Here is a 26,080-nt window from a genome sequence, read left to right as displayed (position 1 = left end):
CGGGGGGCTCTTCCCATTGCGGGGAGTCAGTGGTTCGAACGAGAGCGGAAATGACGGACACGACAGAGGATTCCGGGCGCAGGCCACGTGCCGAGAAGCAACGGAACGGTGTCCTCACATTCCTCCGCGACCTCGTCATCATCTTCATCGCGGCACTGCTCGTGTCGTTCCTGGTCAAGACGTTCCTGATCCGGTCGTTCTACATCCCGTCGGCGTCGATGGAGAACACGCTGCAGATCAACGACCGGGTGATCGTCAACGAGCTCGTCCCCGGCGCCGTGGCGCTGAAGCGGGGAGACGTCGTCGTGTTCAAGGACCCGGGCGGCTGGCTCACCGGATCCGAGGTGCCGAGCGTCACGCCGGACACCCAGCCCGCCAAGGCGATCGACTGGGCCCTGACCCAGGTCGGTCTCGGCACCGGTGACAGCGACGACCACCTGATCAAGCGCGTCATCGGTCTACCCGGTGACAAGGTGTCCTGCTGCAACGACCTCGGGCAGATGTCGGTGAACGGTGTTCCGATCAAGGAGCCGTACCTGAAGCTCCCTGCTGGCGCCCCGGCCTCGGCGACCGACTTCTCGGTCACCGTGCCGAAGGGCACCATCTGGGTGATGGGCGACAACCGGAACGACTCGAAGGACTCCCGGTACAACGGCGACACCCCGTCGAAGGGCTTCGTCCCGATGTCCGACGTCACGGGCCGCGCGTTCGTCATCTCGTGGCCGGCGAGCCGCTGGACGTGGCTCGACGACCATCCCGAGGTGTTCGCCGGCGTGGAGGAGCGCGACGAGTGACCGCCGTCCGTCCGTCGCTCCGGCTCGAGAAACGTCTGCTCGCCGAGGGCCGCGTGACGGTCATCGGCATGGACGAGGTCGGCCGTGGCGCCATCGCCGGTCCGGTCGGCGTCGGTGTGGCCGCGGTGACGCTCGACATCGGTCGTGTGCCCCAGGGGCTCGCTGATTCCAAACTGCTCTCCGAAGCGCGCCGCACCGACCTGGTGCCCGTCGTGCAGCGTTGGGCACGCACGGCGGTCGGCATGGCATCGGCGGACTTCGTCGACCAGCAGGGCATCGTCCCGGCCCTCGGCGCAGCGGGTGCGCAGGCGCTCGGCTCCCTGGTCGCCGACGGGGTGTCGCTCGACGGCGCGGTGGTGGTGCTCGACGGTTCGTTCGACTGGTTGAGCCGCGCCCTGCCCGCGTCGCTCCGTCCGGCAGCCGATCCGCTCGAGGTCGTCGTCCGGGTCAAGGCCGACCGCGACTGTGCCTCGGTGGCCGCGGCGTCGGTGGTGGCGAAGGTCGCCCGAGACGCGCTCATGATCTCGGCGCACGACGAGGCTCCGCACTACGGGTGGGTGTCGAACAAGGGTTACGGGTCGACGGCGCACTACGACGCGATCCGGACGATCGGGGCGCACGCGCTGCACCGGAAGTCCTGGTTGCACCAGGCCTCGAGCGTCGCGCTGGACGGCTTCGACCAACTCGACGCCGTCGCGGGTTGAGCCCGTCGCCCGCTCGGCCCTGGGTCGCCGTAGACTGTGGGCGCAATGGATGAGGACGAATTCGACGACTACGACCGCGAGGTCGAGCTGGCCCTGTACCGCGAGTACCGAGACGTGGTGTCGCAGTTCCGTTACGTGGTCGAGACGGAGCGCCGTTTCTACCTGGCGAACGAGGTCGAACTCGTGCGCCGTGACACGGAGCACGACTTCTACTTCGAACTGACGATGAACGACGTCTGGGTCTGGGACGTCTACCGTTCCGACCGGTTCGTCAAGGGTGTCCGGGTACTCACGTTCAAGGACGTGAATGTCGAGGAACTCACGACGCGGGAACTCGAACTGCCGAAGGAACTCGCACTCGACGAGTGATCGTCAATTTCCTTTCTTCTGCTTCTTTCTGGGTGAATCGCCGCTGATCCGGACCGGCGGTGAATTGTTCGCGCTATTCTGATGGGGATTTAACCGCCCCACGAACAGGAGCACCCCATGGCACAGAAGGTCACCGTCCAGCTCGTCGACGACCTCGACGATTCCCCCATCACCACCGGTGAAGGTCGGACGGTCGAATTCGCGTTCGACGGCTCGTCGTACGAGATCGACCTGTCGAACGACAACGTCGACAAGTTCCGCGAGGCGATCTCTGACTACATCGCCGCAGCGCGCAAGGTCTCCGGTCGTCGCACCGGCGGCGGTTCCGCCCCGAAGTCCGCCCCGAAGCGTGGCAACTCGGAAGAGCTCGGCAAGATCCGCGAGTGGGCCAAGGAGAACGGGTACGAGGTCTCGTCCCGCGGCCGCATCTCGACGCAGGTGCAGGAAGCCTACGCAGCAGCGCACTGACGCTCGTCGCAGCAGGACCCGGGTGATCTCGATCGCCCGGGTCCTTCTTCTTTCCTCCACAGAGGGCAATTCGCCCGTGCTGATTCCACAGACTCTCTGACTCCGCCGATCGTGGCGTTCGTTCTGGAGATCGTTGTCGTGGAGGCAACGACATGGAACAAGACGTGCAACGTCCACCGGGGCGGTCGCTCCGGAACGGTCGACTCGGACGATTCGGTGAAGAACGAGCGGTGGTCTGGCTCGAGGCGCGGGGATTCCGCGTGCTCGAGCGGAACTGGCGGTGTGCCCGCGGCGAGATCGACATCGTCGCGTGGGATTCCTGCACACTCGCGTTCATCGAGGTGAAGACCCGTTCCGGGGGCGCGACCGGCCACCCGTTCGAGGCGATCACCGCTGCGAAGCTCACCCGGATGCGACGACTCGTGCCCGAGTGGTTCGACGCGCATCCCGAGGTCTCGGCGCGCGCGGTCCGGGTGGACGTCGTCGCGGTCCACGTCGACGGTCCCCGCACGGTCGTCGAGCACCTGGCGGGTGTGCTGTGACGGGCATCGGTCGCGCTGCCGCGGTCGCGCTGCTCGGGGTCACCGGTCGCCGCATCGAGGTCGAAGCGCACCTGACCAGTCAGCTCCCGGCGTTCAGCATCATCGGTCTGCCGGACACCTCACTGGGAGAGGCACGGGAACGCGTGCGATCCGCGGCGGCGAACGCGGGGTGCCCGCTGCCCGCACGTCGGATCACCGTGAACCTGACCCCGGCGGCGATCCCGAAGCGCGGATCGGGGTTCGACCTCGCCATCGCGATGGCCGTGCTCGCCGGAGCCGGTCTCGCGCCGGACGTCTCGGAGCGCATCGTCTACATCGGCGAGCTCGGCCTCGACGGGCGGGTGCGTCCGGTCCCCGGGGTGATCCCGATGCTGGTCGCCGCGCGCGACGCCGGTGCGGACCGCGTGGTGCTGCCCGTCGGCAACCTGACCGAGGCCCGCGTGGTCGGCGGGGTGCGGATCAGCGGCGTGGACTCGTTGCGGGCGGCGGCGATCGACGCCGGGGCACTCCTGCCGGCGGTCGAGGTCGATCCGGTGCTGCCGGTCCCGGTCACGTCGGTGCCGCGTCCCGTGGCCGAGCTGTCGGACGTCGTGGGGAACCCGGTCGGCGTCCGAGCACTCGTCGCCGCGGCGGCCGGGGGACACCACGCACTGCTGCTCGGGCCACCGGGCGCGGGCAAGACCATGCTCGCCGAGCGGCTGCCCGGGTTGCTGCCCGACCTCGACGACGAGACCGCGCTCGAGGTCGCCGCGGTCCGGTCCGTCGCTGGGCTGGGTCCCGCCTCGTGGAGCACGAAGCCACCGTGGGAAGCCCCGCACCACTCCGCGTCGGCGGTCTCGCTCGTCGGCGGCGGGTCGGGGGTCCTGCGCCCCGGAGCCGTGTCGCGCGCCACCGGGGGCATCCTGTTCCTCGACGAGGCGCCGGAGTTCCCGCGGGCCGTCCTCGACGCGCTCCGGCAGCCGCTCGAGTCCGGTCGGATCACGATCCACCGTGCGGCGGGTGCAGCCGAGTTCCCCGCACGCTGTCAGGTCGTCCTGGCGGCGAACCCCTGCCCGTGCGGCAACGCCGGTGGTGCGCACGGGCAGCCGTGCGAGTGCTCGGCGAGCACCGTGCGCCGGTACCTCGGTCGGATGTCGGGGCCACTGCTCGACCGGATGGACATCCGGGTGCTGGTGCCGCGGGTGACGACGGGTCGGATGCGGGACGCCGACGGCAGCACCCCGACGACGGCGGTCGCCCGTGCGGCGGTCGCGGCAGCCCGCGCCCGGATGGCGGAGCGCCTGCACGGGACGGGATGGTCGCGCAACGCCGAGGTCACCGGGGCGTGGCTCCGGGCCGAGGGGCGCATCGAACCCGGGTCGACGGCAGACCTCGACCGGGCACTCGACCTCGGCACCCTGACCATGCGCGGCTGGGACCGCGTGATGCGACTGGCGTGGACGCTCGCCGACCTCGACGCGGTGGAGCGGCCCACGGGTGTGCACGTCCGCGGTGCCCTCGCGTTGCGGAGCGCGCTGTGATCCCGGCGGGCACGGAGCTCCTCGACACGGTGGCGCGCCTGCTCGGGCCGAGCGGTGCCGCGGTGGACCCGGTGCAGGCCGCGGCACGGGTCGCCTGGTCGGCCGTCGTCGAACCGGGGGACTCCGTCGCCGGCGAGCTCCTCACCGGCCTCGGACCGGAGCGTGCGCTCGGTGCGGTGCTGCTCGCCGCGGACGAGGATTTCGATTCGCTGCTGGGATGCTGCGTCGACGCCGAGGTGCCGGGTGCGGAGGACCCCGCGGTGCTGCTCGGTGTGCTGCAGACCGCGGTGGAACGGTGGCGGCCCCGATTGGCCACTGTCGAGGTGGGCGACGTGCTCGCGGCGGCCGGTGCGGTCGGAGCCGGTCTGCTGGTTCCCGGGAGCGACGGGTGGCCGTCGGTGATGGACGACCTCGGGCCGCACGCCCCGGTGGTCCTCTGGACGCGCAGCTCGGGGGCGCACCTCGGCGACGGGATGCCGGCGCTCGGGGTCGTGGGGTCCCGGGCGAACACGGTGGCCGGTGCCGAGGCCGCGGCGGAGATCACCTCGACGGCGGCGGACGCCGGGTGCCGCATCGTGAGCGGGGGTGCCTACGGCATCGACGCGGTGGCGCACCGTGTCGCCGTCGCCGCCGGGACGCCCACTGTGGCGGTCCTGGCCGGCGGCATCGACCAGCTCTACCCCGTGGGGAACGCGCAACTGCTCCACAACGTGGCCCGGCAGGGGGCGTTGCTCGCAGAGTCGGCACCGGGGACACGGCCGACGCGGTGGCGCTTCCTCGCCCGCAACCGGCTGATCGCCGCGCTGGCCGACGTCACGGTCGTGGTCGAAGCGGGCGCCCGGTCCGGGGCGCTCAACACCGCCCACCACGCCGCACAGCTCGGCCGGCCCGTGTTCGCGGTGCCGGGAGCGTTCGCGTCCTCGGCCTCGGTCGGGTGCCATCGGCTCATCGCACAGGGGCGGGCGCAGATCGTCGTGCACCCCGGGGATCCGGCAGCGGCGGCGAGGCCCGCGAACGGGACCAGCGGGGGAGCGGTGCCGGACGAACCGCTCCTGTCCGGCAGGCAGGACCCCGAGGTGCTCCGGGTGCTCGACGCGCTCGGCCGTCGCGCCCTGCCCGAGGCCGAGATCGCCCGCCGGGCCGGCATGTCGACGTCCGACGTCGCCGACGCGCTCGCGCTTGCACAGCTGCAGGGACTCGTCGTCGCCAGCGGCGGCGGGTGGGGTCGGGCATGACGTCCGGTCGCCGTACGCTGGCGTCGTGGTTGCGCGGACGGACGGTCGACTCGTGGTGGCGGTGGATGCCTTCCTCGGGCACGCCCGGCACGCGCGTGGCCTCAGCGAGCAGACCCTCCGCGCGTACGCCAACGACCTCGAGCAGCTCGTGGCGTTCGCGGACGGTCGCGGCATCGACCGCGTCGCCGACGTCGAGCTCGAGCTCCTGCGCGACTGGCTGTGGGACGCTGACCACCGACGGCTCGCCCGGTCGACCATCGCCAGGCGGTCTTCGTCCGTGCGGGCGTTCACGCGTTGGGCGAGCGAGACCGGGGTGACGACGACCGACGCCGGGGCCCGGCTCCGGGCCCCGAAGGGTGGGGCACACCTGCCGCGCGTGGTGTCGGCCGACCAGGTGCGCGCCCTGCTCGATGGACTCGGTTCCCGGGCGGCGACGGACGACCCGACGGCGCTGCGGGACCTGGCCCTCGTCGAGCTCCTGTACGCGGCGGCGATCCGGGTCAGCGAACTCGTCGGGATCGACGTGGCCGACGTCGATCGCGGACGCTTGACCGTGCGGGTACTCGGCAAGGGCGGCAAGGAACGCGTGGTGCCGTTCGGGGTTCCGGCGCGGGACGCACTCGAGGCGTGGCTCGAGCGCGGACGGCCCACCCTCGCCGCACGGGCGGAGGGACCTGCAGGCGCGGCGCTGTTCCTCGGCGACCGTGGTGCCCGACTCGGCGTCCGCAGTGCCTACCGCGTGGTTGCCCGGTTGCTCGGCGATCTGCCGGGCGAGGGCCCGAGCGGCCCGCACACCTTCCGGCACACCGCGGCGACGCACCTGCTCGACGGCGGAGCGGACCTGCGCGCGGTGCAGGAACTCCTCGGTCACGCCAGCCTCGGGACGACGCAGATCTACACGCACGTGTCGTCTGCCCGGCTGCGTGAGGTCTACCGGACAGCGCACCCGCGCGCCTGACCCTGCGCCGACGTGCGTCCCGTCCGGTTCCGATCGGTTCCCGGTCGGTTCCCGGTCGGTCCCGGTCGGCTCCGCTCACCCGGGCCAGGCCGACTCAGGCAGCAGCACCGGCCACTCGGCCGGTGGCAGGTACGCCATCGGATCGACGTAGCGACCGTCGACACGAGCGCCGAGGTGCAGGCACGGCGCCGACGCCGGACAGTGCCCGACCGAGACGCGCCCGACCGGCGTGCCCTGCACGACCTCGTCCCCGGCGGCGACCAGGGGTGTCACCGAGTCGAGCGTGCTGACCAGCCCGTCGCCGTGGTCGATGGTCACGACGGTGCGGCCACCGACCGCGCCGGCGAAGGCCACGGTGCCGTCGTCCACCGCCGAGGCAGTGGCGCCGAGGACGGCCGGGACGTCGAGGCCCCGGTGGCCGGCGGCGTAGTCCGAGGACGGTGCCTCCCACGCGCGCTCGACCACCCGCGATCCGGTGGGCCAGACCCAGCGAGCCTCGACCCGGCGCGGCTCGGTCACAGTGTCCACCGACGCCCCGGAGCCCACCGTCGCCCCGGCACCGAACACCACCGTCCCGCTCAGCACGGCCGCGCACACCACGGACAGCAGGACGGGACGTGCGCTCGATCGCATGTCCCCAGCCTGGGCAGTGGAACCCGGCCACGGGGCGGACGGGGGCGATCTGTGGAGGGGGAGTCGCGCCTCCAGGCCTGGGGAGGAACGTGCCGACGACGGAAGCGACAGAACCGACGTCGTACGACGGCGAAAGTGTCGTTCCGCGTCGGCGCGTACGAGCCCGCCCGACCCCGCGCCGTCCCGATCACGCCCCGGTTATGACCAGATCCCGAGCGAGGAGTACAGTCGGGGCCGCTCCGGAACACGCAACGCCGCTCGGACGGCGAACCAGCCGACCGCCGGGGCACCGTGCTGCACACCGGCACGGCGGCAGAACCCAGGAGCATCGTGTCCACCACGACCACCGGGCACGGCGAAGACCGTGCGTTCAAGGGGAAGGTCACCCTGTTCGCCATCGCGGCGGCGGTCGGTGGCTTCCTGTTCGGCTTCGACTCGTCCGTCATCAACGGCGCCGTCGACGCGATCAAGGGCGAGTTCAACCTCTCCGACGCGGCCAGCGGCTTCGCCGTCGCCTCGGCCCTGATCGGCTGTGCGTTCGGCGCGTACTTCGCCGGCCGCCTCGCTGACCGCTACGGCCGCACCCGGATCATGTTCTGGGCCGCCGTGCTGTTCTTCGTCTCGTCGATCGGTTCGGCGTTCGCGTTCGCGACGTGGGACCTCGTGATCTGGCGTCTCGTCGGCGGTCTCGGCATCGGTACCGCCTCGGTCATCGCACCGGCGTACATCTCCGAGGTCTCCCCGAAGGCGATCCGCGGGCGGCTGGCCTCGTTCCAGCAGCTGGCGATCACGCTCGGTATCTTCGCCGCGCTCCTGTCCGACCAGCTCTTCGCCGTCACGGCGGGCAGCGCCTCGGCCGAGGTCTGGGGCCTGGCGGCATGGCGCTGGATGTTCCTGGTCGGGGTGATCCCCTCGGTCGTCTACGGCGTCCTGGCGATCACGCTGCCGGAGTCCCCGCGCTACCTGCTCACCAAGGGTCGTGCTGACGACGCGCGCGTGGTGATGGGCAAGATCGTCCCGCGCGACACCGTGAACACGAGCCTGGAGGAGATCCAGGACGGCATCGAGAAGGAAGCCAACGAGAAGAAGGGCTCCATCCGGGGCAACCGCTTCGGGCTCCAGCCGATCGTCTGGGTGGGCATCATCCTGGCCGTGCTGCAGCAGTTCGTCGGCATCAACGTGATCTTCTACTACTCGACGACGCTCTGGCAGGCCGTCGGCTTCAAGGAGGAGGACTCGTTCCTCATCTCCACGATCACCTCGGTGGTCAACGTCGCCGTGACCTTCATCGCGATCTTCCTGGTCGACAAGGTCGGCCGCAAGCCGCTGCTCGTCGCCGGTTCGGCGGGCATGTTCGTCTCGCTCACCATGGTCGCCATCGCGTTCTCGCAGGCGACGATCGTCGACGGCAGCCCGAGCCTCCCCGGCTCGTGGGGCGTCATCGCGCTGATCTTCGCGAACCTCTTCGTGGTGTCCTTCGGTGCCACGTGGGGTCCGCTCATGTGGGTGCTGCTCGGCGAGATGTTCCCGAACCGCATCCGCGCCACCGCGCTGGGCATCGGCTCGGCTGCCAACTGGATCGCGAACTTCATCGTCACGATCTCGTTCCCGGTGCTGTCCGGCTTCAACCTGACGGTCACCTACGGCATCTACGCGCTGTTCGCGTTGCTGTCGCTGTTCTTCGTCATCGCCAAGATCCCGGAGACCAAGGGCCGCTCGCTCGAGGAGATGGGCATCTCCGCCGACGGCGACACGGTGGACGCCAAGGCCTGATCGGCCGGTCGCGCACCGCGTCCGTTCCGCACGGATCGCCGGACAGGAGGCCCGGATCACGTCAGCCGCGAGGCGCGCGTGATCCGGGCCTCCCTTCTGTTAGCATCTATCCAACAGCGTGCTGATGCGCGCTGACTTCGCGTGTCCACCAGGCCCTCACGGGCTCGGTACCCGACCACCGGTCCCGCTCTCACGAGCGGGCGGTCGCGTGCCAGGACACCAGGGACCACGACCGACGGTCGTGATCGACACAACCGCAACAGGTCCGCAGCGACGTGCGAGAGCACGGCTGTGCGCCGAGAACACAGAAGGAGGACGGCACATGGCCGTCGTCACCATCCGCCAGCTGCTCGACAGCGGCGTCCACTTCGGACACCAGACCCGTCGGTGGAACCCGAAGGTGAAGCGCTTCATCCTCGCCGAGCGCTCGGGCATCCACATCATCGACCTGCAGCAGTCGCTGGCCTTCATCGACCGCGCGTACGACTTCGTCAAGGAGACGGTCGCGCACGGTGGCACGATCCTCTTCGTGGGCACCAAGAAGCAGGCCCAGGGCTCCATCGCCGAGCAGGCGACCCGCGTCGGCCAGCCGTACGTCAACCAGCGTTGGCTCGGCGGTCTGCTCACGAACTTCCAGACGGTCTCCAAGCGCCTCGCGCGCATGAAGGAGCTCGAGGAGATCGACTTCGACGACACGACGAAGGGCTTCACCAAGAAGGAGCTCCTCATCAAGAAGCGCGAGCTGGACAAGCTCCACAAGACCCTCGGTGGTATCCGCAACCTCACGCGGACCCCGAGCGCGCTCTGGATCGTCGACACCAAGAAGGAGCACCTCGCCGTCGACGAGGCGCAGAAGCTCGGTATCCCGATCATCGGCATCCTCGACACCAACTGCGACCCCGACGAGATCACGTACCCGATCCCGGGCAACGACGACGCGATCCGCTCCGTCGGTCTCCTGACCCGCATCGTCGCCGACGCCGCGGCCGAGGGCCTGAAGACCCGCCACAACGGTGGCGACGAGGACGAGGCCAGCGAGCCCCTCGCCGAGTGGGAGCAGGAGCTCCTCGGTGGCGAGACCGCCGCCACGACCGAGGCGCCCGCCGCCCCCGTCGAGGAGAATGACGCTGACGCGCAGGTCGCCGCGAAGGAGATCGGCGAGCCGATCGCCGACGAGGCGAAGAACGCGGAGCCGACGGCCGAGGCCGAGGCAGCCGCGGAGACCACCCCCGCCGAGTGAGTCGCCGGGGCGCCGAACCCCACCGGGTCCGGCGCCCCGACTGCACTCCACTCTCCACACACGTACAGTCCAGAAAGGACTCCAGTCAATGGCAAACTTCACCGCTGCTGACGTGAAGAAGCTCCGCGAGGACCTCGGCGCCGGCATGATGGACGCGAAGAACGCGCTCGTCGAGGCCGACGGCGACTACGACAAGGCCGTCGAGCTGCTCCGCATCAAGGGTGCCAAGGCCGTCGCCAAGCGCGATGACCGTGCCACCTCCGAGGGTGTCGTCGTCGCGACCTCCGAGAACGGCGCCGCCACGGTCGTCGAGCTCGCGAGCGAGACCGACTTCGTCGCGAAGAACGAGAAGTTCACCACCCTCGCCGACAAGGTGCTGGGCGCGGTCGCCGTTGCCGGTGCCGCCGACGTCGCTGCCGCCAACGCCGCACCGCTGGACGGCAAGACCGTCCTCGAGGTCGTCAACGAGTCGGCCGCCGCGCTGGGCGAGAAGCTCGAGGTCCGCACGGTCCGCCGTGTCGAGGGCTCGGCCTTCGAGATCTACCTGCACAAGACCAGCCAGGACCTGCCGCCGCAGATCGCCGTCGTCATCGCGTACGAGGGTGACAACGCCGCCGAGGCACGTTCGATCGCGCAGCACGTCGCGTTCGCGAACCCGACGTACCTGACTCGCGACGAGGTCCCGGCCGAGGCCATCGAGAAGGAGCGTGCGACCGTCGAGGCGATCACGCGCGAAGAGGGCAAGCCCGAGGCTGCGCTCCCGAAGATCGTCGAGGGCCGGGTGAACGCCTACATCAAGCAGGTGTCGCTCCTCGACCAGGACTACGCGAAGGACAACAAGATCTCCGTCGCGAAGGCCGCCGAGAACGCCGGCATCACGATCCAGGGCTTCGCCCGCGTCAAGGTCGGCGCGTAACGAACCCGTGACGGGGTCAGGAACCAACCAGGTTCCTGGCCCCGTTTTTCGCGCGCATGGGCACGGCACGCGCGCGACACATCCGCGAGTACATTTCCACGAGACCACGACGAAGGGTGCGGACCAGATGACCGACGAGAAGACCGGACGACGCCGCGTTCTGCTGAAGCTGTCGGGAGAGGCGTTCGGCGCCGGCTCCCTCGGAGTGAACCCCGACGTGATCGGCACCATCGCCAAGGAGATCGCCGTCGCCGCGCGTGAGGTCGAGATCGCGATCGTCGTCGGCGGGGGCAACTTCTTCCGCGGTGCCGAGCTCTCGCAGCGCGGCATGGACCGCGGCCGCGCCGACTACATGGGCATGCTCGGCACGGTGATGAACGCTCTCGCGCTACAGGACTTCCTCGAGCAGGCGGGAGCTGCCACGCGCGTGCAGTCCGCCATCGCGATGACCCAGGTCGCCGAGCCGTACATTCCGCGGCGCGCCGAGCGGCACCTCGAGAAGGGCCGGGTCGTCATCTTCGGCGCCGGTGCCGGACTGCCGTACTTCTCGACGGACACGGTCGCGGCGCAGCGTGCGCTCGAGATCAAGGCGGACGAGGTGCTCGTCGCCAAGAACGGCGTCGACGGCGTGTACACCGCCGACCCGAAGAAGGACGCCTCGGCCGAGAAGCTGCACCACGTGACCTACCAGGACGCGCTGCTGAAGGGCCTCAAGGTCGTCGACGCCACCGCGTTCTCGCTCTGCATGGACAACGGCATGCCGATGCACGTCTTCGGCATGGAGGGCGAGGGCAACGTCCAGGCCGCGATCCGTGGCGAGCGCATCGGCACCGTCGTCAGCAACTGACCCCCGCGCTGACTAGACTCGACGCCAGTACCGAAGGAGTAACACCGTGATCAGTGATGTCCTGACCGAAGCCACCGAGAAGATGGCGAAGGCTGTCGAGGTCGCCAAGGACGACTTCTCGACCGTCCGCACCGGCCGCATCAACGCGGCGCTCTTCCAGAAGATCCCGGTCGAGTACTACGGCACGCCGACGCCGCTCGCGCAGCTCGCGTCGCTGCAGACGCCCGAGGCCCGTACGCTCATCGTGACGCCGTACGACAAGACGGCGCTCAAGGAGATCGAGCGCGCGATCGCGACCTTCCCGAACCTCGGTGCCAGCCCGACGAACGACGGCGACATCGTCCGCGTGACGATCCCGGAGCTCACCAAGGACCGCCGCAAGGAGTTCGTCAAGCTCGTGCGGACGAAGGGCGAAGACCACAAGGTCGTCGTCCGGAACATCCGCCGCAAGGCCAAGGACGACCTCGACGCACTCAAGGGTGAGATCTCCGACGACGAGATCTCGCGCGGCGACAAGGACCTCGAGGCCCTGACGAAGAAGCACGTCGACCAGATCGACGAGTCGCTGAAGAAGAAGGAAGCCGAACTCCTCGAGGTCTGATGCGTCGCTCCGACCAGGGCGATGACCGCCCCACAGCAGAGCACGGGCCCGCGTCGAGCGGGCCCGTGAAGAAGGGGCTCCGTCAGGACTTCGATGCGCGTGCACGAGCGGCGCGCACCGACTTCGAGGCGCAGCTCCGTCAGCGCAAGGCCGACTTCGGCGCGCGCAACGAGGCGCTGACCGCGCGGACCGGGCGCAACCTGCCGGCGGCGATCGGCATCGCGCTCGCGTTCGCCGTCGTGATGCTCGGCACGCTGCTCCTCTGGCCGCCGTCGTTCATGGTGGTCGCGGCGTTCCTGCTGGGCGTCGGCGTCTACGAACTGACGAGCGCGATGCGGTTCGCCGGGCGCGACGTCCCGCGGATCCCGAGCGTCGCCGTCGCGATCGCTATCGTGCCGGCGGCGTTCCTGGTCGGGCAGGTGGCGGCGCTCTTCACGCTGCTCGGCGGCATCGTCTTGATCAGCCTCTGGCGCCTGGTCGAGGTCGCCGTCGCGCGGCAGAAGCCCCCGGCCGGCAGCGTCGCCCGTGACCTCACCAACGGGTTGTTCGTCCAGGCCTACATCTCCCTGCTCGGCGCCTGCGTCGTGCTGCTCTCCGCCCAGCCGGACGGCAACCTCTGGGTGATCGGGTTCATCCTCGTCGTCGTCGCGGTCGACACCGGCGCGTACGCCACCGGGCTGAACCTCGGCAAGCACCCGATGGCACCCCGGATCAGTCCCAAGAAGACGTGGGAGGGCTTCGCCGGGTCCGTGGCGGCGAGCATCGTCGTCGGCGTCCTGGTGGCCCTGTTCATGCTCGGGCTGCCCTGGTGGACGGGTGTCCTGCTCGGTGTGCTCATCTCCGGTTCGGCCACGCTCGGCGACCTGACCGAGTCGATGATCAAGCGCGACCTCGGCATCAAGGACATCTCCTCGTTCCTGCCCGGACACGGCGGCCTGCTCGACCGTATCGACAGCATCCTGCCGTCCGCCGCGGTCGCCTACGTGCTGTACCTCATCGTCAACCACTGACCGCGCTCGTGTCGGCTGAACGCCGCACTCAGCGCGTCCAGGTTGTGCCACGGGTCCGGACTGGCAGAATGACGCCGTGGCCACCACCTTCCCGACCGCAGCCCGTTCCGCCCTCGGTTACGACGTCGACGAAGTCGAGCGTTTCCTCGAGGACGCCCGGCGCGCGTACTCCGCAGACGACAGCGCCCCCGGCATCGAGGCCGCGAAGATCCGCGCCACGGCCTTCTCGATGCGCAAGGGCGGGTACTCCACGTCGCACGTCGACGCTGCGCTCGAACGGCTCGAGGACGCCTTCGCGGCCCGTGAGCGTGAGCGGGAGATGAGCGAGGTCGGCAAGAAGGCCTGGTACGCCGAAGCGCGGACGAAGGCATCCGACGTCGTGGCGCGGCTCGAGCGGCCCGACGGCCAGCGGTTCAGCCGGGTCAACGTGCTCGGCACCGGCTACCACCCGAAGGACGTCGACGCGTTCGCCGCCCGGCTCGCCGGGTACTTCCGCGAGGGAAAGCCGCTCAGCCTCACCGAGGTCCGTTCGATCGTCTTCCGCCCGAAGCACGGCGGGTACCGCGAGGCGCAGGTCGACGCGCTGCTCGACGCCGTCGTCGAAGTGATGCTCGCTGTCCGGTGACGACGCGCTGTCCCCAGGTGCTTCGCTTTCCGTGATCGTTCCGTTACCCTGGTCCTACTCATGGGCAGGCACACGGCAGACTCAAGCTCCGACCGCGATACCCGCGAGCACCTCAGCCTCCAGGCTTCCGGTGAGCGCCGCGCGGCAATGCAGCGAACCCGTACGACGGAGACGTCGGCGTTCGGGGTGACCCCGCAGGCAGCGCCCGCGACGACGGGTCCGGTCGCCACGCCGAAGTCGGTGGCGGCGAACCGCGTGTCCGACGAGCGCGTGGCGTCCTTCGCGCACGACGCCCTCGTTGACACTGACGAGCGTCCCGCGAAGCAGCGCACCGCGACGGTGCAGCGCCGTGCGACGCCGAAGCTCGTCAAGCCCGCCGCTTCGTCGGTGAACGCCGTGGCCCGCAAGCGCGCGACGGCCCCGATGATGTCCTTCGTCGGTGTGTTCCTGTTCGTCGGCGGCTCGCTGTTCAACCCGCTGCAGGCCGACGTGGCACAGGCCGCGGTCGACACCCCGGTGCTCGTGAAGACCCCGTCGGCGCCGCAGCAGTACACCGCCCACGGCACCTACGCCGTGGCCGCCGCCGACCGTGACGGCTACGACGTCACCGTCCCGGCCCCGAAGGTCGTCAAGCCCGTCGTCGAAGAGGACGAGGCCGACACCGAGACCACCGACGACACCGCGGCCACCGAGACCCAGCCGGTTTCGGCCGCCAACACGCTGGCCGCCACCGCCGCGACGCCCGACCCGGGCAGCGCGCAGGCGATCGCCCTGCAGCAGGTCACGGCTCGTGGCTGGGGGACCGACCAGTACAACTGCCTGGTCTCGCTGTGGAACAAGGAGTCCGGCTGGCGCGTGAACGCCTACAACCCCAGCGGTGCGTACGGCATCCCGCAGGCCCTCCCCGGCAGCAAGATGGCCACGGCGGGCGCCGACTGGCAGACCAACCCGGCGACGCAGATCACCTGGGGTCTCAACTACATCGCCGGCGTCTACGGCACCCCCTGTGGTGCCTGGGGGCACAGCCAGGCCAACAACTGGTACTGATCGGCTGCTCGGGTGCCGCGCAGCAACCGACCGCGGCGTCCCCGTGGTCGCGACGTCGAGCCTGACGAGGAGACCACCCTCGACCGGCTGATGAGCTCGTGGAAGCGCACCGAGGTCCGTCACGGTCGCGAGTACCAAGTGCAGCCGATCTCGGCCGCGTCGGCGCAGAAGGAGTACATCTGCCCGGGGTGCGGCGGAACCGTCCTGCCCGGCACCGCCCACGTGGTCGTCTGGCGCGCGGACGGCGTGCTCGGTGACGCCGCCGACCTGGCGTCACGCCGGCACTGGCACAACCACTGCTGGAGCATCGCATGACCGAGCACGACGTGACGCACGACACCGAGATCCGATCCGCCACCGAACTGCCGGCCCGTCGTACCGAGCTCGAGCTCGTCACCGACGACCACCTGACGCTCGTCGGTGAGCTCGCCGAGCCTGCCGACACCTCGGCCCGCGGAGCCATCGTCACGCTCCACCCGCTCCCCACCGCGCACGGGTTCATGGACTCACACGTGCTCAAGAAGGCTGCCGCGCGATTGCCCGCCCTCGCCGACATCGCGGTGCTGCGGTTCAACTTCCGGTCCGTCACGTCGCCGCGCGGGACCTCCGAGGGCGTCTTCGGCGAGGGTGTGTCCGAGGGCTTCGACCTGCGAGCCGCCGTCGCCGAGGTCGTCGAACGCGGCCTGCCGACGCCGTGGCTGGTGGGGTGGTCCTTCGGCACCGAGGTGATCCTCAAGCACGCGCTCGAACACGTCGAGGCCGGCACGGTCGCCGGGGTCGTCCTGCTGTCCCCGCCGCTGCACCGCACCTCGGACGAGGAACTCGCCCGCTGGGCTGCCGTCGGTATCCCGGTCGTGGCGCTCGTCCCGGAGCACGACGACTTCCTGCGGCCCGAGGCCGCGGCGGCACGGTTCGCGCTCGCCCCGAACGTCCGAGTCGTGCCGGTCGCGGGCGCGAAGCACCTGTGGGTGGGGGAGCGGTACGTGCGGATCGTCCTCGACGCGATCGCCGACCTCGTCGTGCCGGGCAGCGCGCCGCTGCCGACCCACTGGCCGGTCTGACGACGGACGCCCGGAAGACGCCCTGCGGCCCGCCACCTGCACCAGGTGGGACCGCCTGGAGGCGCGGGTCGCGCCTCCGGGCAGTGGACCGTCAGCGTTCGGTCGCGTCCACGTCCTCGTCAGCGTCCGCATCGGACGCTGCGGCGGGTGCCGTGCCGAGCAGGCCGGTGGCGTTGGTGAGGACCCCGCGGAGGTTCTCGAGGTACCCCGCGACGGCTTCGCGTTCGGTCCGGATGGCCGCCAGGCGGTCCTCGGCCTCGGCGATGACGCCGGCGGTGCGCTCCTCGGCGTCGGCAACCATGCGGTGCACCCGGTCCTGCGCGTCGGCGACGATGGTGCGCGCGTGCTCCTGGGCTTCGGCCGTGCTGGTGCGCTCGAGGTCGTCGGCCTCCTGCTGCAGGCGCTCGGCGCGTTCACGGGCCTCGGTCGCACGACGCGTGGCCTCGGCGAGCTGCAGGTTCGCCTCGTCCAGGTACTTCTGCGTCTCGGTCACCGTCTCGTGGTGCTTCCGCAGGTAGTCCTGCTCGGCGTCGTCACGTCGGGAAGCGAGCTCCGACTCGAGCGTCGTGCGGGCTTCGTCGCGCTCCCGGGCGATCTCGGCGCGGACCTCGTCGCGCTCCTTCACCAGGGCGGCGCGGGCGGTGTCGATCTCCTGCCGCAGGGCGGTGCGCTCGGCCTCGAGCACCCCGAGCTCGGCGGTGCGGCGGTCGGCGATCTCGGTGTCGACCTCGGCGTGCTCGCGCTCGCGTCGGGCGGCGATGGCGTTCTCGTGCTCACGCAGGGCACGTTCGGCTGCCGCTTCGGCCTCCGCGCGCTCCTGCGCGATCCGGGCGTCGTGCTCCTCGAGCTCACGGGCGATCCGGTCGGCGGTCTCCTGCACCAGGCGCGCGTTCTCGACGCGGGTCTGTTCCTCGTCGACGCGGAGCTGCGCGCGGGCCGCCTCGATCTCCTGCTCCAGTGCGGTGCGGGCGGCGGCGAGTTCGCGGTCCCACTGGGCGCGGGCGGCGGCGAGTTCCTCGTCGAGCTCGCGGCGGCGGTCCGCGACCTCGCTGTCGAGCTCGGCGCGGCGGCGGGTGACCTCGGACTCGAGTTCGGCGCGACCGGTCTCGAGGGCCAGTGCGTGTGCCTGCTGCTCCTCGTCACGCTCACGGTGCCAGGCGGCACGACCCTCGGTGACCTCGCGCTCGAGGGCCTCGCGCCGGGTCGTCTCCTCGCGGTCGAGGTCCTCGGTTCGGCGGGTGTGGTCGGCCTCGAAGACCGAACGGCGGTGCTCGGTCTCGCGGTCGAGCTCGGCGGCGGCGGTGCGGGCCTCGGCGGACTCCCGCTGGGCGATCTCGCGCAGCTCGGCGACCTCGTGCTCGACCTGGGCGCGCAGGGCGTTCGTCTCGCGGATGGCGATGGAGCGGACCTCGGCAGCCTCGGTCACGGCGGCACCGCGGATCGCGGCAGCTTCGTTGCGGGCGTCCTGCGTGAGCAGACCGGCCTCGGCGCGGGCGCGCTCGACGGTGTCGGCGGCCTCGGCGCGGGCTCGGGTGAGCTCGTTGGTGGCGCGGGTGCGGGCGTCCTCGAGGGTGTCGCGCGCTTCTTCCTGTGCTTCACGGACGGTGCGCTCGGCTTCGGCGCGGCTCGAGGCACGGAGCCGCTGGGCGTCGATGTCCGCCTGGCTGATGAGCCGGGTCGACTGCTCCTCGGCCACGCGCAGGGTGGACTCGAGGCGGGTGCCGAGTCCGCTGTACGTGGGGGTGCCGGCTTCGTCGAGCTCGCTCTGCAGCTCGGAGACCCGGGCCTGCAGGAGACGGATCTCCTTCGCGGCGTCGGCGCGGTCGTTGTTCGACTTGATGAGCTCGCGTCGCAGGTCGTTCAGCGAACGCTCCACCTCGTCGCGGCGGTACCCGCGCAGCTCGGTTCCGAACTCGGCCTCGTCGTTCGCCACGTGTCGCTCCTGGGGTCGGCAGCGGGCCAGGTTCGGCCCGCGGTCGATTGTAGTGGGGGCCGGAGCGGGGCGTCTGAGTCCGGCGACAGCGCGGATTGATGCACTGTCCAGCGTTGCTCGCTATCCTGAGTCGCTGATTCGCGCGCCGACATCCCCACCCCGGCGCGGTAGGGAGAGAGTTCGTGCGATTCGTCCTGGCGATCGTCAGTTTCGTCATCGGTCTGCTGCTCGTGGCGCTGGCGGTGGGACAGCGGACCGTGTTCGCGCCGCCCTCCTCGCTCGTGGCCGAGAGCTCGACGACCAGTTCCGCCCCGGTGACGGTGATCCCGGGGACGACCCTCAACGCCAACCCCGGCTACCAGCGCATCAACGTGTCCGGCTCCGGCAAGGTCTTCGCGGCCTACGGCAAGACCGCCGACGTCGACGCCTGGATCGGTGAGGCCGAGCACACCACGCTCCGCTTCGACGCCGAGAAGGGATCCCTGGTCGGGTCGACCACTGGCAGCGAGACGAGCGTCCCCTCGCCCAAGGGCAGTGACCTCTGGTACCAGGAGTACGACGGTGCCGGGCAGTTCACCGTGCGTCTGCCGCGGGACGTCTCGGTGCTCGTCGTCAGCGACGGCAAGGCCGCGGCCCCGAGCGACGTGTCCGTCACCTGGCCGCAGGACACCGCGACCCCGGCGGTCGGTCCGCTGCTGGTGGCCGGTGGCGTGTTCGTCGTCGGAGGCCTCGTGCTGCTCGTCCTCGCGTTCCTGCACCAGCGCCGCGGCCGCGGCCCCCGTCGTCGCAGTGGGGGCAGCCGGCCTCCGCGGGTGCGCGCCTCGCGCCGGGCTGCCGCAGCCGGCGCGCAGGTGCCGCGTCCTGGTCGCCGTGGCTCGCGCGCCTTCGTCGGTGTCCCGGTGCTGCTCGTCGGTGCCCTGACCCTGGCCGGCTGTTCCTCGGACTACTGGCCGCAGGGTGGCGACCCGTCGCTCGCCACCGCGACGCCGACGGCCACCGCCACCGGGGCGGCGGACACGACCGAGCCGACGGCTGCGACCAAGCAGCAGATCACCCGCGTCGTGCAGCGCACCGCCGCCGTGGCGAAGCAGGCCGACGAAACCCGTGACAGCAGGCTCGCCGGGACCCGTTTCACGGGTGCCGCGCTCGAACTGCGCGAGGCGAACTACGCGATCCGCGCGAAGGACGCGGACGTCAAGGCGCCCCCGGCGATCTCGGCCGCGCAGGTGTGCGTCGCGCTGCCGCAGCAGACCGACAGCTGGCCGCGCACGGTCTTCACGATCGTCGCCGAGGACTGCGACGCCAAGTCGGCGCCGCAGGCCCTGACCCTGGTGCAGGACAGCGCCCGTGATCCGTACAAGGTGGCGTACGACGTCTCGCTCGAGGCCGACGCGAAGATCCCGAGCCTCGCGCCGACGACGATCGGTGCCGCACTGCTGGCGCCGGAGTCGAAGCTCCTGACGATCCAGCCCGACCAGGTGGCGACCGCGTACGGCGACATCCTGTCGAAGGACACCGCCAGCGAGTACGCCGACCTGTTCGCGACCGATGGCGATGCGCTCCGCACCACCATCGGCAAGGCGTACAAGGACAAGAAGGCCAAGGCCCTGCCGGACACGGCGAAGATCGAGTACTCGTCCGAGGTCCCGGCCGACTCCGCCGTCGCCATCGCGACCGACGACGCCGGTGCCCTGGTCTCCGCCGACCTGGACGAGGTCGAGAAGGTCACCCCGACCGCCTCCGGCGCCGAGGTGAACACCGAGGGTGCCGTCAAGGCACTGTCCGGCGTGGACACGAGCAAGAAGGGCATCAGCGCGACCTACAGCGTCCAGCTGCTCTTCTACGTGCCGCCGGTCGCCTCGGATGGCAAAGTGGTCCTGCTCGGGTTCACACAGGGCCTGACCGCAGCGAGTGAGGTGCAATGAGCAACATCCCCCCGACCCCGTCCGGGCTCCGCGGAGCCGTGGACCTGTCGTCCCTCGTCGACCGCGCACAGCGTCCGGCCCAGCCGTCCGGTGCTCCGGCCCCGGCGGGTTCCCCTGGCGTTGCCGTGCCCGGCACCGAAGCCGGCACCGTGAACGGCGCTGACCTGACCGTCCCGTCGCTCGTGATCGACGTCACCGACGCGACGTTCCAGGACGTCCTGCAGCTGTCGACCGTCGTCCCGGTCATCGTGGACATCTGGGCGGAGTGGTGCGGGCCGTGCAAGCAGCTCTCGCCGATCCTCGAGCAGCTCACCGCGGAGTACGACGGCCGCGTGGTGCTCGCCAAGGTGGACGCCGACACGAACCCGCAGCTCGTGCAGGCGTTCCAGGCGCAGTCGATCCCGACAGTGGCCGCCGTGATCGGCGGGCGCCCGCTCGGGCTCTTCGTCGGGGCACTGCCCGAGGCGCAGGTCCGCGACGTCTACGAGCAGGTGCTCCAGGCGGCCGAGCAGAACGGCGTGACCGGTCGCGTCACCGTCGACGGCGCAGCGGCCCCCACCGACGCCGAGCAGGGCGAGCCGGAGCCGGAGCCGCTCCCGCCGCACCACCAGGCCGCGTACGACGCGATCGAGCGTGGCGACTACGCCACCGCGATCGAGGAGTACAAGACCGCGATCCTGCAGGACCCGCACGACCAGATGGCCGTCGCCGGACTCGCACAGGTGTCGCTGCTCGACCGGCTCAACGGTCGGACGGCCGACGAGATCCGTGCGGCAGCAGCCGCCGGCCCGCAGGACGTCCAGGCGCAGCTGGCGGTCGCCGACCTCGACATCTCCGGCGGGCACGTCGACGACGCCTTCGGGCGTCTGCTCGACCTCGTGCCGACGGTGTTCGGTGATGACCGCGAGGCCCTGCGTGTCCGGCTCGTCGAGTACTTCGAGCTCATCGGCAGCGAGGACCCGCGCGTCGTCGCGGCGCGTCGCCGCCTGGCGAGCGCCCTGTACTAGGCCCGCAGGGTCGGCGCGGCGAAGAAGACGCCGTCGTCACACCGAGACGCCGCCGGATCCGGCGGCGTCTCGGTGTTTCCGGGGTGTCTCAAGGACACGACGGCGTCTTGAGCAGACGACGGCGTCCCGCGGACACGACGGCGCCTCGCGCATCGGGGTGGACAGGGAAACGGACAGACGGGAGGCCCGGTGCCAGCTGGCACCGGGCCTCCCGTCTGTCGGTCGGTCGCGTCGCGGACGCTGGCCGGGCTACTGGGCCAGCTTCAGCCAGACGGCGCCGAGGGGCGGGACCACGAGGTGCGCCGAGGCCGGGCGGCCCGCCCACGGGGTGTCCTCCGCCGTGACGACGCCGAGGTTGCCGACCCCGGAGCCGCCGTACTCGGCCGCGTCGGTGTTGAGCACTTCATGCCACTCGCCCGCGGTCGGCAGCCCGAAGCGGCGCTCCACCGGCACACCGGAGAAGTTCACGAACACCGCGACCCGGTCGTCGCCGTCCTTCCGCAGGAACCCGAGGGTCGAGTGCGGTGCGTCGCCGCCCTCGAGCCACTCGAAGCCGTCGGCCGTGGAGTCGTGCGTCCAGAGCGCCGGGGAGTCCTTGTACACGCGGTTGAGCTCCGCGACGAGGTCCTGCACACCGCGGTGGCCGGGCTGGTCGAGGAGCCACCAGTCGAGGCCCTTCGCCTCGGACCACTCGGCGGGCTGCGCGAACTCCTGGCCCATGAAGAGCAGCTGCTTGCCGGGGTGCGCCCACATGAACGCCAGGTAGGCACGCACGTTGGCGAGCTTCTGCCACTCGTCACCGGGCATCTTGCCGTACAGGGAGCCCTTGCCGTGCACGACCTCGTCGTGGCTGATCGGCAGCGTGAACTGCTCGCTGAACGCGTAGACGAACGAGAACGTGATCTCGTCGTGGTGGTAGCTGCGGTACGCGGGGTCGCGCTGCACGTACTCGAGCGAGTCGTGCATCCAGCCCATGTTCCACTTCTGCCCGAAGCCGAGCCCGCCGGCGCTCGTCGGCTGGGTCACGCCCGGCCACGAGGTGCTCTCCTCCGCGATCATCACGATGCCGGGGTAGCGCTTGTACGCCGTCGCGTTCGTCTCCTGCAGGAACGAGATCGCGTCGAGGTTCTCGCGGCCGCCGTGGATGTTCGGCAGCCAGTCGGTGCGGGAGTAGTCGAGGTACAGCATCGAGGCCACCGCGTCGACCCGCAGGCCGTCGATGTGGAACTCCTCGAACCAGTACAGCGCGTTCGCGACCAGGAAGTTGCGCACCTGCGGCTGTCCGAAGTCGAACACGTAGGTGCCCCAGTCCAGCTGCTCGCCGCGGCGGGGGTCCGGGTGCTCGAACAGCGCGTAGCCGTCGAAGCGCCCGAGGGCCCACTCGTCCTTCGGGAAGTGCCCGGGGACCCAGTCCATGATCACGCCGATGCCCGCGGAGTGCAGGCGGTCGATCAGGTAGCGCAGGTCGTCGGGCGAACCGAAGCGCGCGGTCGGCGCGTAGTACCCGGTGACCTGGTAGCCCCACGAGCCGCCGAAGGGGTGTTCGGCGAGCGGCAGGAACTCCACGTGGGTGAAGCCGGTGTACTCCATGTGCCCGATGAGCTGGTCGGCGACCTCGCGGTACGACAGGCCGGGGCGCCACGAGCCGAGGTGCACCTCGTACACGCTCATCGGGGCGTCGTGCGTGGTGGTCTGCGCGCGGCGCTCCATCCACGCGGCGTCGCCCTCGGACCACGTGTACGTGGACTCGGTGACGACGGAGGCCGTCGCCGGGGCGATCTCGGCCTCGCGGGCGAACGGGTCGGCTCGCTCCACCCAGCCGGAGTCGGTGAGGATCTGGAACTTGTAGCGCTGGCCGACGACGGCGCCGGGCCAGAACAGTTCCCAGACGCCGAGGTCGCTCAGACGGCGCATCGCGGTGGTGCGGCCTTCCCAGCCCTCGAAGTCGCCGATCACGCGGACGGCGGTCGCCCGGGGTGCCCAGACGGCGAACGCAACGCCGTCGACCCCGTCGACGGTGCGGACGTGTGCGCCGAGGTGGTGCCAGAGCTGCTCGTCACGGCCCTCGCCGAACAGGTGCAGGTCGAGCTCGCCGAGCGTCGGGGCGAACCGGTACGCGTCGTCGGTGGTCCACGTGGCGTCGTCCTCGTCCGTCGACTCGTCGTAGTCGTACTCCGACTCGACGCGGTAGCGACCGAGGGTTTCGGCGGTGGCGCCGGCCCAGAGGCCGTCGCCCTCGTGCGTGAGTTCGATGTCGTCGCCGTCGGGGCGGACGATCCGAACCGCGCGGGCCAGGTGCCGGACGACGCGGACGCTGGTGCCGCCGTCGACCGGGTGCGGGCCGAGGACGTCGTGCGGCTGGGACCAGCGGCCCTCAGCCACCTGCAGACGCAGCCAGTCCTCGATCGGAGCCGGACGCGGATCCGTGGCCGTACCGGAGGCGGCCGGAGCCGAGGCAGCCGGCGCCGAGGGCGGGGCGGTGGGGGCGGCCGGAGCCTCGACGGAGGCCGGCCGGACCACGGGGGCGGCGCCTCCGGTCGGGGCCGTCGGGGCGTCGGACGCCGAGGCGGCTGCGACGGACGGCTGCCGCGGGTGCGTCGGGTCGGCGGGGTGCCCGGCGAGCGTGGCGGACTCCGCCACCCCGCGGTCGGGAGCCTCGCGCTGCACCGGCGGGGCGCCGGGCAGGTCCTCGTCGGGCGCGGAGACCTTCGGTTCGTACCGCGGCACGGCCGGCGGCGGAGGCGGCACCGGCGGGACGGCCGGTCCGCGCTTCGTGGGGTCGGTCGGTTCGGGGGTCATCGGTGGGGTCCTTCCACGACGAGCAGGTGCACGGGCTCCTGGAACGCATCCAGGCGGACGTAGTTCGACGCGCCCCAGGTCCAGCGCTGACCGGTCACGACGTCACGGACGTCGAACAGGCCCTCGGTCGGCAGACCGAGTGCGGCGAGGTCCAGGTGCACGGTGGTCTCACGGGCGGAGTGCGGGTCGACGTTGGCGACCACGATCACGGTGTCGGGGCGTCCTGACCGGATGTACTCGCCCGACAGGTGCTTCGAGTAGACGACGATCGCCGGGTCCTCGGCGGCGTGCACGTGCAGGTTCCGCAGCTGCCGGAGGGCAGGGTGCGCCGCACGGAAGCGGTTGAGCATCGTGACGTACGGCGCGAGCGACGCCCCCTCGGCCTCGGCCAGGGCGAAGTCACGCGGCTTGTACTCGTACTTCTCGTTGTCGATGTTCTCTTCGGAGCCCGGTCGGGCGACGTCCTCGAAGAGTTCGTAGCCGGCGTACATGCCCCACGTCGGTGCACCGGTGGCGGCGAGCGCCGCACGCACCTTGTAGCCCGCACGGCCGCCGAACTGCAGGTACTCGGTGAGGATGTCGGGGGTGTTCACGAACAGGTTCGGGCGCAGGTAGTCGCTCGTCTCGTGCGAGAGCTCCGTGAAGTAGTCCTCGATCTCGTCCTTGGTGTTCCGCCAGGTGAAGTACGAGTACGACTGCTGGAACCCGGCTTCGGCGAGCGCGCGCATCATCGCCGGGCGGGTGAACGCCTCGGCGAGGAACACGGTGTCGGGGTGCTCGTCGCGGATCTCACGGATGACGCGTTCCCAGAACCAGAGCGGCTTGGTGTGCGGGTTGTCGACGCGGAAGATGCGGATGCCGAAGGCGATCCAGTGGCGCAGGACACGCTCGACCTCGGTGACCAGGCCCTCGGGGTCGGTGTCGAACTGGATCGGGTAGATGTCCTGGTAGCGCTTCGGCGGGTTCTCGGCGGTCGCGATGGAGCCGTCGGCGCGCTGCGTGAACCACTCCGGGTGCTGGGTGACCCAGGGGTGGTCGGGGGAGCACTGCAGCGCGAAGTCGAGCGCGACTTCCATGCCGGTGTTCTTCGCCGTCTCGACGAAGTCGCGGAAGTCGTCCTCGGTGCCGAGGTCGGGGTGGATCGCGTCGTGCCCGCCCTCGGGGGAGCCGATCGCCCAGGGGCTGCCGGGGTCGTTCGGCCCCGGGGTGAGCGTGTTGTTCGGCCCCTTGCGGGCGGTGGTGCCGATGGGGTGGATCGGCGGCAGGTAGATGACGTCGAAGCCCATCCGGGCGACGGCGGGCAGGCGGCGGGCCGCGGTGCGGAAGTCGCCGCTCTTCCAGGAGCCGTCGGGGTTCTTCTTCGCGCCTTCCGAGCGGGGGAAGAACTCGTACCAGGCGCCGACGCCGGCGCGGGTGCGTTCGACGTCGAGCAGCTGGGTGGCGGAGTGCGTGCGGAGCGAGGTGAGCGGGGCTTCCTCGACCTCGGCGACGATGCGCGGGTCGTCGACGGCGGCCAGGCGTTCGGCCGGGTCGAGGTCGGTGTCACGGACGCGTGCGGCGGCACGGGTGGCGGCGGGGGAGTCGGTCTCCTCGGCCAGCCGGTCGAGCAGCACGGCACCGTCGAGCAGGGTCGCCTCGGTGTCGACGCCGGCCGCGATCTTCAGGCGTGCGCCGTGCAGCCAGCTCGCCCAGTCGTCGGAGTACGACTCGACGTGCCAGGTCCAGACGCCGACGTGGTCGACCTGCACGGTGGCTTCGTAGCGGTCGGTGCCGGGGGCACCGAGGGTCATTGGGACGGTGCGGGTTCCACCGTCTGGGCGTTCGAGGACGAGGTCGGCGCCGATGATGCCGTGTCCTTCTCGGAAGACGGTTGCACCGAACGTGATCACCTCGCCGTCGAATGCCTTGCCGGGGAAGCCGTTCGGCGTCCTCGGGGCGAGCTCGGTGATCGGGATGCGCCCGATCTTCGGGCGGCGGGGTCGGTCTGCGGTGGCCACGGAAGCGACGCTACCCGGCGGGCGGCTCCGCGTTCCCCGGAATCGGCCCGCTGTGGAGGGCCGGGCGCGCCGTGGA

The 26,080-nt window shown here is 70.9% G+C and carries 24 protein-coding genes; 20 read left to right on the top strand and 4 right to left on the bottom strand.

The window, feature by feature from the left end; translation table 11 throughout:
• The first annotated feature begins 50 nt into the window (after window positions 1-50).
• From lepB to HQQ79_RS10820, 8 genes are all read left to right on the top strand, one after another.
• Window positions 51-794, top strand: coding sequence for a signal peptidase I (lepB, locus tag HQQ79_RS10855; RefSeq protein ID WP_027465880.1), 744 nt, complete (start codon window positions 51-53; stop codon window positions 792-794).
• Window positions 791-1,498, top strand: a complete 708-nt coding sequence (locus HQQ79_RS10850; RefSeq protein WP_111056311.1) for a ribonuclease HII — start codon at window positions 791-793, stop codon at window positions 1,496-1,498. The genes lepB and HQQ79_RS10850 overlap by 4 nt, the downstream gene beginning before the upstream one ends.
• A gap of 45 nt (window positions 1,499-1,543) precedes the next feature.
• Window positions 1,544-1,867 carry a DUF2469 family protein gene (locus HQQ79_RS10845; RefSeq protein WP_017888251.1) on the top strand — a complete coding sequence of 108 codons (324 nt, stop codon included), beginning with the start codon at window positions 1,544-1,546 and terminating at the stop codon, window positions 1,865-1,867.
• A gap of 117 nt (window positions 1,868-1,984) precedes the next feature.
• The gene (locus HQQ79_RS10840; RefSeq protein ID WP_017888250.1) at window positions 1,985-2,335 is read left to right on the top strand and encodes an Lsr2 family protein; all 351 of its coding nucleotides are present in this window, start codon (window positions 1,985-1,987) and stop codon (window positions 2,333-2,335) included.
• Window positions 2,336-2,499: 164 nt separating this feature from the next.
• A complete protein-coding gene (locus tag HQQ79_RS10835) occupies window positions 2,500-2,877 on the top strand; it encodes a YraN family protein (protein WP_367948087.1) in 378 nt (125 codons plus the stop codon).
• Window positions 2,874-4,397, top strand: a complete 1,524-nt coding sequence (locus HQQ79_RS10830; RefSeq protein WP_173034213.1) for a YifB family Mg chelatase-like AAA ATPase — start codon at window positions 2,874-2,876, stop codon at window positions 4,395-4,397. The genes HQQ79_RS10835 and HQQ79_RS10830 overlap by 4 nt, the downstream gene beginning before the upstream one ends.
• Entirely contained in the window at window positions 4,394-5,632 is a 1,239-nt protein-coding gene (dprA, locus tag HQQ79_RS10825; RefSeq protein WP_173034211.1) for a DNA-processing protein DprA, read from the top strand. Before HQQ79_RS10830 ends, dprA begins: the two co-directional genes overlap by 4 nt.
• A gap of 25 nt (window positions 5,633-5,657) precedes the next feature.
• A complete protein-coding gene (locus tag HQQ79_RS10820; protein ID WP_216852366.1) occupies window positions 5,658-6,590 on the top strand; it encodes a tyrosine recombinase XerC in 933 nt (310 codons plus the stop codon).
• Between the two features lie 75 nt (window positions 6,591-6,665).
• On the opposite strand, the gene HQQ79_RS10815 is transcribed toward HQQ79_RS10820, so the two are convergent.
• Entirely contained in the window at window positions 6,666-7,223 is a 558-nt protein-coding gene (locus HQQ79_RS10815) for a murein hydrolase activator EnvC (protein ID WP_173034203.1), read from the bottom strand.
• A 330-nt stretch (window positions 7,224-7,553) separates the two neighbouring features.
• On the opposite strand from HQQ79_RS10815, the gene HQQ79_RS10810 reads away from it, so the two are divergent.
• From HQQ79_RS10810 to HQQ79_RS10765, 10 genes are all read left to right on the top strand, one after another.
• Entirely contained in the window at window positions 7,554-8,996 is a 1,443-nt protein-coding gene (locus HQQ79_RS10810; RefSeq protein WP_051596806.1) for a sugar porter family MFS transporter, read from the top strand.
• A gap of 322 nt (window positions 8,997-9,318) precedes the next feature.
• Complete coding sequence (gene rpsB / locus HQQ79_RS10805; RefSeq protein ID WP_027465874.1) at window positions 9,319-10,236, top strand: 30S ribosomal protein S2; 918 nt, start codon at window positions 9,319-9,321, stop codon at window positions 10,234-10,236.
• Between the two features lie 88 nt (window positions 10,237-10,324).
• A complete protein-coding gene (gene tsf / locus HQQ79_RS10800; protein WP_173034201.1) occupies window positions 10,325-11,152 on the top strand; it encodes a translation elongation factor Ts in 828 nt (275 codons plus the stop codon).
• 127 nt (window positions 11,153-11,279) lie between these two features.
• Entirely contained in the window at window positions 11,280-11,999 is a 720-nt protein-coding gene (pyrH, locus tag HQQ79_RS10795; protein ID WP_027465872.1) for a UMP kinase, read from the top strand.
• A gap of 46 nt (window positions 12,000-12,045) precedes the next feature.
• Window positions 12,046-12,600: a ribosome recycling factor gene (frr, locus tag HQQ79_RS10790; protein WP_027465871.1), complete on the top strand. Its 555-nt coding sequence runs from the start codon at window positions 12,046-12,048 to the stop codon at window positions 12,598-12,600.
• 65 nt (window positions 12,601-12,665) lie between these two features.
• On the top strand, window positions 12,666-13,610 hold the full coding sequence (locus HQQ79_RS10785) for a phosphatidate cytidylyltransferase (RefSeq protein WP_173034199.1): 945 nt from the start codon (window positions 12,666-12,668) through the stop codon (window positions 13,608-13,610).
• Between the two features lie 76 nt (window positions 13,611-13,686).
• Window positions 13,687-14,235, top strand: coding sequence for a DivIVA domain-containing protein (locus tag HQQ79_RS10780; protein ID WP_027465869.1), 549 nt, complete (start codon window positions 13,687-13,689; stop codon window positions 14,233-14,235).
• A gap of 147 nt (window positions 14,236-14,382) precedes the next feature.
• Entirely contained in the window at window positions 14,383-15,282 is a 900-nt protein-coding gene (locus tag HQQ79_RS18685; RefSeq protein ID WP_254066187.1) for a lytic transglycosylase domain-containing protein, read from the top strand.
• A 12-nt stretch (window positions 15,283-15,294) separates the two neighbouring features.
• The gene (locus tag HQQ79_RS10770) at window positions 15,295-15,597 is read left to right on the top strand and encodes a hypothetical protein (RefSeq protein ID WP_111103455.1); all 303 of its coding nucleotides are present in this window, start codon (window positions 15,295-15,297) and stop codon (window positions 15,595-15,597) included.
• Window positions 15,594-16,343, top strand: coding sequence for an alpha/beta hydrolase (locus tag HQQ79_RS10765; protein WP_173034197.1), 750 nt, complete (start codon window positions 15,594-15,596; stop codon window positions 16,341-16,343). The genes HQQ79_RS10770 and HQQ79_RS10765 overlap by 4 nt, the downstream gene beginning before the upstream one ends.
• A 91-nt stretch (window positions 16,344-16,434) precedes the next feature.
• On the opposite strand, the gene HQQ79_RS10760 is transcribed toward HQQ79_RS10765, so the two are convergent.
• Window positions 16,435-18,276, bottom strand: a complete 1,842-nt coding sequence (locus tag HQQ79_RS10760; protein ID WP_173034195.1) for a hypothetical protein — start codon at window positions 18,274-18,276, stop codon at window positions 16,435-16,437.
• Between the two features lie 182 nt (window positions 18,277-18,458).
• On the opposite strand from HQQ79_RS10760, the gene HQQ79_RS10755 reads away from it, so the two are divergent.
• Together HQQ79_RS10755 and HQQ79_RS10750 are read left to right on the top strand one after the other, a co-directional pair.
• A complete protein-coding gene (locus HQQ79_RS10755; RefSeq protein WP_173034193.1) occupies window positions 18,459-20,201 on the top strand; it encodes a hypothetical protein in 1,743 nt (580 codons plus the stop codon).
• The gene (locus tag HQQ79_RS10750) at window positions 20,198-21,208 is read left to right on the top strand and encodes a tetratricopeptide repeat protein (protein ID WP_173034191.1); all 1,011 of its coding nucleotides are present in this window, start codon (window positions 20,198-20,200) and stop codon (window positions 21,206-21,208) included. The genes HQQ79_RS10755 and HQQ79_RS10750 overlap by 4 nt, the downstream gene beginning before the upstream one ends.
• Window positions 21,209-21,457: 249 nt before the next feature.
• On the opposite strand, the gene glgB is transcribed toward HQQ79_RS10750, so the two are convergent.
• A complete protein-coding gene (glgB, locus tag HQQ79_RS10745) occupies window positions 21,458-24,007 on the bottom strand; it encodes a 1,4-alpha-glucan branching protein GlgB (protein WP_173034188.1) in 2,550 nt (849 codons plus the stop codon).
• The gene (locus HQQ79_RS10740) at window positions 24,004-26,004 is read right to left on the bottom strand and encodes an alpha-1,4-glucan--maltose-1-phosphate maltosyltransferase (protein WP_027465863.1); all 2,001 of its coding nucleotides are present in this window, start codon (window positions 26,002-26,004) and stop codon (window positions 24,004-24,006) included. The genes glgB and HQQ79_RS10740 overlap by 4 nt, the downstream gene beginning before the upstream one ends.
• Window positions 26,005-26,080 lie beyond the last annotated feature (76 nt).

The organism is Curtobacterium sp. VKM Ac-2852, from assembly GCF_013205045.1.
In the GTDB taxonomy this organism is placed as follows: Bacteria; Actinomycetota; Actinomycetes; order Actinomycetales; family Microbacteriaceae; genus Curtobacterium; species Curtobacterium flaccumfaciens.
This window is presented reverse-complemented; position numbering and strand designations above follow the sequence as displayed.